This is a genomic window from Streptomyces sp. NPDC046977 (genome assembly GCF_040644455.1).
Lineage (GTDB): Bacteria > Actinomycetota > Actinomycetes > Streptomycetales > Streptomycetaceae > Actinacidiphila.
In genome coordinates this window covers 68,248-74,352 of the sequence record NZ_JBEYWO010000039.1, presented here as the reverse complement: position 1 = coordinate 74,352, position 6,105 = coordinate 68,248, and the positions used below count along the sequence as shown (strand labels likewise).

Sequence of the window (6,105 nt, the reverse complement as noted above, 5' to 3'; positions counted from 1 at the left end):
GCGCGCCCGCGCGCCCTCGACGGGTGCCCGCGAGCGCCGGCGGGCACCCGTCGAGGGCGCGGGCCACGGCGGAGTCCAGATCCAGGACGGCGCCCTCCGCGAAGGCCCGCTCGTAGCCGGCCCGTCCCAGCTCCGCCCGGCTGAGCTCCTTGCAGTGGCTGTGGGGGATCCCGAAATAGCGCGAACCGAAGACCGGCAGGCCCACCGCGTCCCAGATACCGCCCGCGGCCCCCTGGAGGACCGCCGCCTCCTGGGCGTCGTACGAGGCCGTCAGCGCCGCCAGCAGCTCGATGCCCAGCACGATGCCGACCAGGTCACGGAAGGCGTGGTTGATCCGGACGCACTCCGCCGCGAGCTCCGCGGCCAGGCACGTGTCTTCCTGCCACCAGGCGATGACCGCCCGCGTGTACAGCGCGTACGCCAGCGCCCAGCGCTCCCCGTGGTCCTCGCAGGTCTCCCGGATGCTCTCGCAGAGCTCGATCCCGCCCTCCAGGTCGCCCTGGAAGGCCACCGCCATGGCGAGTTCCACCTCGGCCATGATGACGTTGCTGTTGAGCTCGCCCAGCGTCCGGTAGTGGCCCAGCGCCTCCTCGAACAGCGCCTTCGCCCGCGGCAGGTCGTCACTGAGCAGCGCCCCGCAGCCCATCCGGTGCACCGCGTACGCGACCGCGGCGGCGTTCCCGGTCTCCAGGGCCTGCGCGCGGCACTCGTCGAGCATCCCGAGCGCCGCCGTGCCGTCGCCCTGCAGGATCGAGACGTAGCCGCACACCCACAGCGCCTTGGCGCGCTGCCCGGTCGGCGAGGTGTCGGCGGTCAGCGCCCGCTCCAGCCAGTAGCGCCCCTCGGCGAGCCGGCCGCAGCCGACCCAGAAGAACCACAGGCTCGCCGCGAGGTACTGGCCCGTACGGAACTCCTCGGGGACCTCCAGCGAGAATTCCAACGCGGCCCGCAGATTGGCCAGTTCGCGTTCGGTGCTCGACGAGACCTCCGCCTGCCGGGAGCCGAACCACTCCAGCTCGCCCCAGGTGGCGAAGCCCAGGTACCAGTCGCGGTGCCGTCCCCGCAGCCGACTCTCCTCGCCCAGTGCCCGCAGCCACCCGAGCCCGTACTCGCGCACCGTGTCCAGCAGCAGGTAGCGGACCGCGCCCGCCGCGTCGCGGCGCAGCACCACCGACTTGTCCACCAGGTCGGCCAGCAGGTCGGCCATGGCCTCGGCCGGCACCTCCGTACCGGCGCACACGTACTCCGCGGCCTCCAGGCCGAAGTCGCCCGCGAAGACCGACAGCCGTGCCCAGAGCAGGCGTTCCAGGGGGGTGCACAGCTCGTGGCTCCACCCGATCGCGGTGCGCAGGGCGCGGTGCCGTTCGGGGCCGCCGGGGCCGCGCCGGGTCAGCAACCGGAACCGGTCGTCGAGCCGTCCGGCGATCTGCCGCACCGACAGCGCCCGCAGCCGGCCCGCCGCCAGTTCCAGCGCCAGTGGGATGCCGTCCAGCCGCCGGCACAGCTCCTCGACCTCGGGGCGGTTGCCGCCGTCCACCCGGAACCCCGGCTGCGCGGCGGCCGCCCGCTCCGCGAACAACTCCACCGCCTCGTGCGGATCGGCCAGCGGCTCCACCGGCAGCACGTGCTCGCCCGGCACCCCGAGCGGCTGCCGGCTGGTGGCCAGCACCTTCAGGCCCGGCGCCTGCCGCAGCAGCGCCTCGGCGAGGTCGGCGGCCGCCTCGACCTGCCCCTCGCAGCAGTCCAGCACGAGCAGCAGTTCGCGGCCGGCCAGAAAGCCGACGAGCGCGGCCCGCGGGCCGCGCATCGTGTGGTCGGTCAGGTCGAGGGCGGCGGCGACCGCGTGGTCCACCAGCCCCGGATCCCGGACCGCGCCGAGTTCCGCCAGCCAGACCCCGGCGCCGAAGCCGCGCGCCGACCCCGCCGCGCGCAGCGCGAGACGGGTCTTGCCCACCCCGCCGACCCCCGTCAGCGTCACCATCCGGGCCGTGCCCAGCAGGCGCTCCACCGCCGCGAGTTCATGCCGCCGGCCGACGAAGTGGTTCAGCTCGCTCGGCAGGTTGCCGGGCGTCCTCTCATGGTGCATGGGTCACGGAGGGTATCGTCAAATAAGCGGAACGTACAGTCCGAACGGCGCCGCGGGGGGTAATGCGGTACGGAGTGCGGGGCCCGTCACGATAAGGTCGTTACCTGGTTGACGTGGCGATCCGAGGGAGCAGCAACGTGTCCGGTGGAGAGGTGGCCGGCCTCATCGTGGCGGTCTTCTGGGCGATCCTGGTGTCGTTCCTCGCCGTGGCGCTGGTGCGGCTCGCCCAGGCGCTCCGGCAGGCCACCCGGCTGGTCGCCGAGGTGACCGACCGGGCGGTGCCGCTGCTCGGCGAGGCCTCCGAGGCGGTGCGCTCCGCGCACACGCAGCTGGCCCGTGTGGAGACCATCACCTCCGACGTCGCCGAGGTGACCGCCAACGCCTCCGCGCTGTCCACGACCGTCGCCTCCACGTTCGGCGGCCCCCTGGTGAAGGTCGCGGCCTTCGGCTACGGGGTGCGGCGCGCGGTCAACCTGCAGACCAAGGGCGCCGCCAAGAAGCGCACCGTGGTCCTCGGCCGGACGCTCCCGTCCGCCCGCAGCCGTAAGTCGAGGGGCTGACCTGCCATGTTCCGCCGTGCTTTCTGGTTCACCGCCGGTGCCGCCGCCGGAGTCTGGGCCACCACCAAGGTCCAGCGCACCGTGCGCGGCCTGACCCCCGAGAGCCTCGCCGCGAAGGCGGCCGACAAGGCGCTGGAGGCAGGGGGCCGGTTGCGCACCTTCGCCCAGGACGTCCGCGCCGGCATGGCCGAGCGCGAGGACCAGCTGAACGACCAACTGGGCCGTACGGCCCCCGATCTCGACATGCCGGCTCAGCGGCCGGCGATCGCGTACCACCACCGGAAGGACGATCACTGATGGAGTCGGCAGAAATCCGCCGCCGCTGGCTGCGCTTCTTCGAGGAGCGCGGGCACACCGTCGTGCCGTCGGCGTCGCTCATCGCCGACGACCCGACCCTTCTTCTGGTGCCCGCGGGCATGGTCCCGTTCAAGCCCTACTTCCTGGGTGAGGTCAAGCCGCCCTTCCCGCGCGCCACCAGCGTGCAGAAGTGCGTCCGCACGCCCGACATCGAAGAGGTCGGCAAGACCACGCGGCACGGCACGTTCTTCCAGATGTGCGGCAACTTCTCCTTCGGCGACTACTTCAAGGAAGGCGCCATCAAGTTCGCCTGGGAGCTGCTCACCAGCTCCGTGGCGGACGGCGGTTACGGGCTCGACCCCGAGCGGCTGTGGATCACCGTCTACAAGGACGACGACGAGGCCGAGCAGATCTGGCGCGACGTGGTGGGCGTGCCCGCCGAGCGCATCCAGCGCCTGGGCATGAAGGACAACTTCTGGTCCATGGGCGTCCCGGGCCCCTGCGGCCCGTGCTCCGAGATCAACTACGACCGCGGTCCCGAGTTCGGCGTCGAGGGCGGCCCGGCCGTCAACGACGAGCGGTACGTGGAGATCTGGAACCTGGTCTTCATGCAGTACGAGCGCGGGGAGGGCACGGGCAAGGAGGAGTTCCCGATCCTCGGCGACCTGCCCGCCAAGAACATCGACACCGGCCTCGGTCTCGAGCGTCTCGCCATGATCCTGCAGGACGTGCAGAACATGTACGAGACCGACACCCTGCGCGTGGTCATCGACAAGGCCACCGAGCTCACCGGCGTCGCCTATGGTGCCGCCCACGAGTCCGACGTCTCCCTGCGCGTGGTCGCCGACCACATGCGCACGTCCGTCATGCTCATCGGCGACGGCGTCACGCCCGGCAACGAGGGCCGCGGCTATGTGCTGCGCCGCATCATGCGCCGCGCCATCCGCAACATGCGCATGCTGGGCGCCACCGACCCGGTCGTCCTCGACCTGGTCGACGCCGTCATCAAGACGATGGGGCAGCAGTACCCGGAGCTGGCCGACGACCGCAAGCGCATCGAGACGGTCGCCGTCGCCGAGGAGAACGCCTTCCTCAAGACGCTGAAGGCCGGCACGAACATCCTCGACACGGCCGTCACCGAGACCAAGGCCGCCGGCTCCGCCGTGCTGCCCGGCGACAAGGCCTTCCTGCTCCACGACACCTGGGGCTTCCCGATCGACCTCACCCTCGAAATGGCCTCCGAGCAGGGCCTGTCGGTGGACGAGGAGGGCTTCCGCCGCCTGATGAAGGAGCAGCGGGACCGCGCCAAGGCCGACGCCCTGGTGAAGAAGAGCGGCCACGCCGACCTGTCGGCCTACCGCGCCGTGGCCGACTCCGCCGGCACGACGGTGTTCACCGGCTACACCGACAACGAGGGCGAAGCCAGCGTCGTCGGCCTGCTGGTGGACGGCGTGCCGTCGCCGGCCGCCAACGAGGGCGACGAGGTCGAGGTCATCCTCGACCGCACCCCCTTCTACGCCGAGGGCGGCGGCCAGCTCGCCGACACCGGCCGCATCCGCACCGACTCCGGCGCCGTCATCGAGGTCCGGGACGTGCAGCAGCCCGTGCCGGGCGTCACCGTGCACAAGGGCAGCGTCCAGGTCGGCGAGGTGACGGTCGGCTCCGGCGTCCTCGCCAGGATCGACCTGGGCCGCCGCCGCGCCATCGCCCGCGCCCACAGCGCCACGCACCTCACGCACCAGGCGCTGCGCGACGCCCTCGGCCCCACGGCAGCCCAGGCCGGTTCGGAGAACTCCCCGGGCCGCTTCCGCTTCGACTTCGGCTCGCCGACCGCCGTGCCCGGCAGCGTGCTCACGGACGTCGAGCAGAAGATCAATGCCGTGCTCGCCCGTGAACTCGACGTCACCGCCGAGGTCATGAGCATCGACGACGCCAAGAAGGCGGGCGCCATCGCGGAGTTCGGCGAGAAGTACGGCGAGCGCGTGCGCGTCGTGACCATCGGCGACTACTCCAAGGAGCTGTGCGGCGGCACGCATGTCCACAACACCGCCCAGCTGGGCCTGGTGAAGCTGCTCGGCGAGTCCTCGATCGGCTCCGGCGTGCGCCGCGTCGAGGCCCTGGTCGGCGTGGACGCGTACAACTTCCTGGCCCGCGAGCACACGGTCGTCGCCCAGCTCCAGCAGCTGGTCAAGGGCCGCCCGGAGGAGCTCCCGGAGAAGATCGCCGGCATGCTCGCCAAGCTCAAGGACGCCGAGAAGGAGATCGAGCGCTTCCGCGCCGAGAAGGTCCTGCAGGCCGCCGCCGGTCTCGCCGGGTCCGCCCAGGACATCAAGGGCGTCGCCGTGGTGACCGGCCAGGTCCCCGACGGCACGAGCGCCGACGACCTGCGCAAGCTCGTCCTGGACGTCCGCCAGCGGATCACCGGCGGCCGGGCGGCCGTCGTGGCGCTGTTCACCGTCGCCAATGACCGCCCGCTGACCGTGATCGCCACCAACGAGGCGGCCCGTGAGCGCGGTCTGAAGGCAGGTGACCTGGTCCGCACCGCGGCCAAGACCCTCGGCGGCGGTGGCGGCGGCAAGCCGGACGTCGCCCAGGGCGGCGGTCAGAACGCCGACGCCGTCGGCGACGCCGTCGCCGCGGTGCAGCGTCTGGTCGCCGAGACGGTCTGATGTCGCTCATGCGCAGGGGTCGCAGGATCGCGATCGACGTCGGGGACGCCCGCATCGGGGTCGCCTCGTGCGACCCCGACGGGCTCCTCGCCACACCGGTCGAAACGGTGCCCGGCCGGGACGTCCCGGCCGCGCGCCGGCGCATCGCGCAGCTCGTCGAGGAGTACGAGCCGATCGAGGTCCTGGTCGGCCTGCCCCGCTCGCTCAGCGGGCGGGAAGGGCCGGCCGCGGCCAAGGCACGTGGTTTCGCCGAGGATGTGGCTAAGATCATCTCGCCGGTCCCGGTGCGGCTGGTGGACGAGCGAATGACCACGGTGACCGCCACCCAGGGGCTGCGCGCTTCGGGTGTGACGGCGAAGAAGGGACGTTCGGTCGTCGATCAGGCCGCCGCTGTCGTTATCCTGCAGAGTGCCCTGGAGACCGAACGGGTGTCCGGGAAAGCTCCCGGAGAGAGCGTCGAACCTTTTATCTGATCGCGGTACGGTAACGTTCC

Annotated in this window: 5 protein-coding genes; 4 read left to right on the top strand and 1 reads right to left on the bottom strand. The window is 72.0% G+C overall.

All coding sequences use genetic code 11. The features are described 5' to 3' along the window. On the bottom strand, positions 1 to 2,086 hold a 2,086-nt coding region (locus tag ABZ883_RS37895; protein WP_360914945.1), incomplete at its 3' end, for a regulator. Positions 2,087 to 2,223: 137 nt separating this feature from the next. Here ABZ883_RS37895 and ABZ883_RS37890 point away from each other — a divergent pair. From ABZ883_RS37890 to ruvX, 4 genes are read left to right on the top strand one after another with little or no spacing between them, the layout of a single operon-like run. After that, entirely contained in the window at positions 2,224 to 2,646 is a 423-nt protein-coding gene (locus ABZ883_RS37890; protein WP_360914942.1) for a DUF948 domain-containing protein, read from the top strand. A gap of 6 nt (positions 2,647 to 2,652) precedes the next feature. Further along, positions 2,653 to 2,943 carry a DUF6167 family protein gene (locus tag ABZ883_RS37885; RefSeq protein ID WP_360914939.1) on the top strand — a complete coding sequence of 97 codons (291 nt, stop codon included), beginning with the start codon at positions 2,653 to 2,655 and terminating at the stop codon, positions 2,941 to 2,943. Further along, positions 2,943 to 5,612 (top strand): alanine--tRNA ligase, encoded by a 2,670-nt coding sequence (gene alaS / locus ABZ883_RS37880; protein ID WP_360914936.1) that lies wholly within the window; start codon positions 2,943 to 2,945, stop codon positions 5,610 to 5,612. Before ABZ883_RS37885 ends, alaS begins: the two co-directional genes overlap by 1 nt. A gap of 8 nt (positions 5,613 to 5,620) precedes the next feature. Beyond that, the gene (ruvX, locus tag ABZ883_RS37875; protein WP_360914956.1) at positions 5,621 to 6,085 is read left to right on the top strand and encodes a Holliday junction resolvase RuvX; all 465 of its coding nucleotides are present in this window, start codon (positions 5,621 to 5,623) and stop codon (positions 6,083 to 6,085) included. Positions 6,086 to 6,105 lie beyond the last annotated feature (20 nt).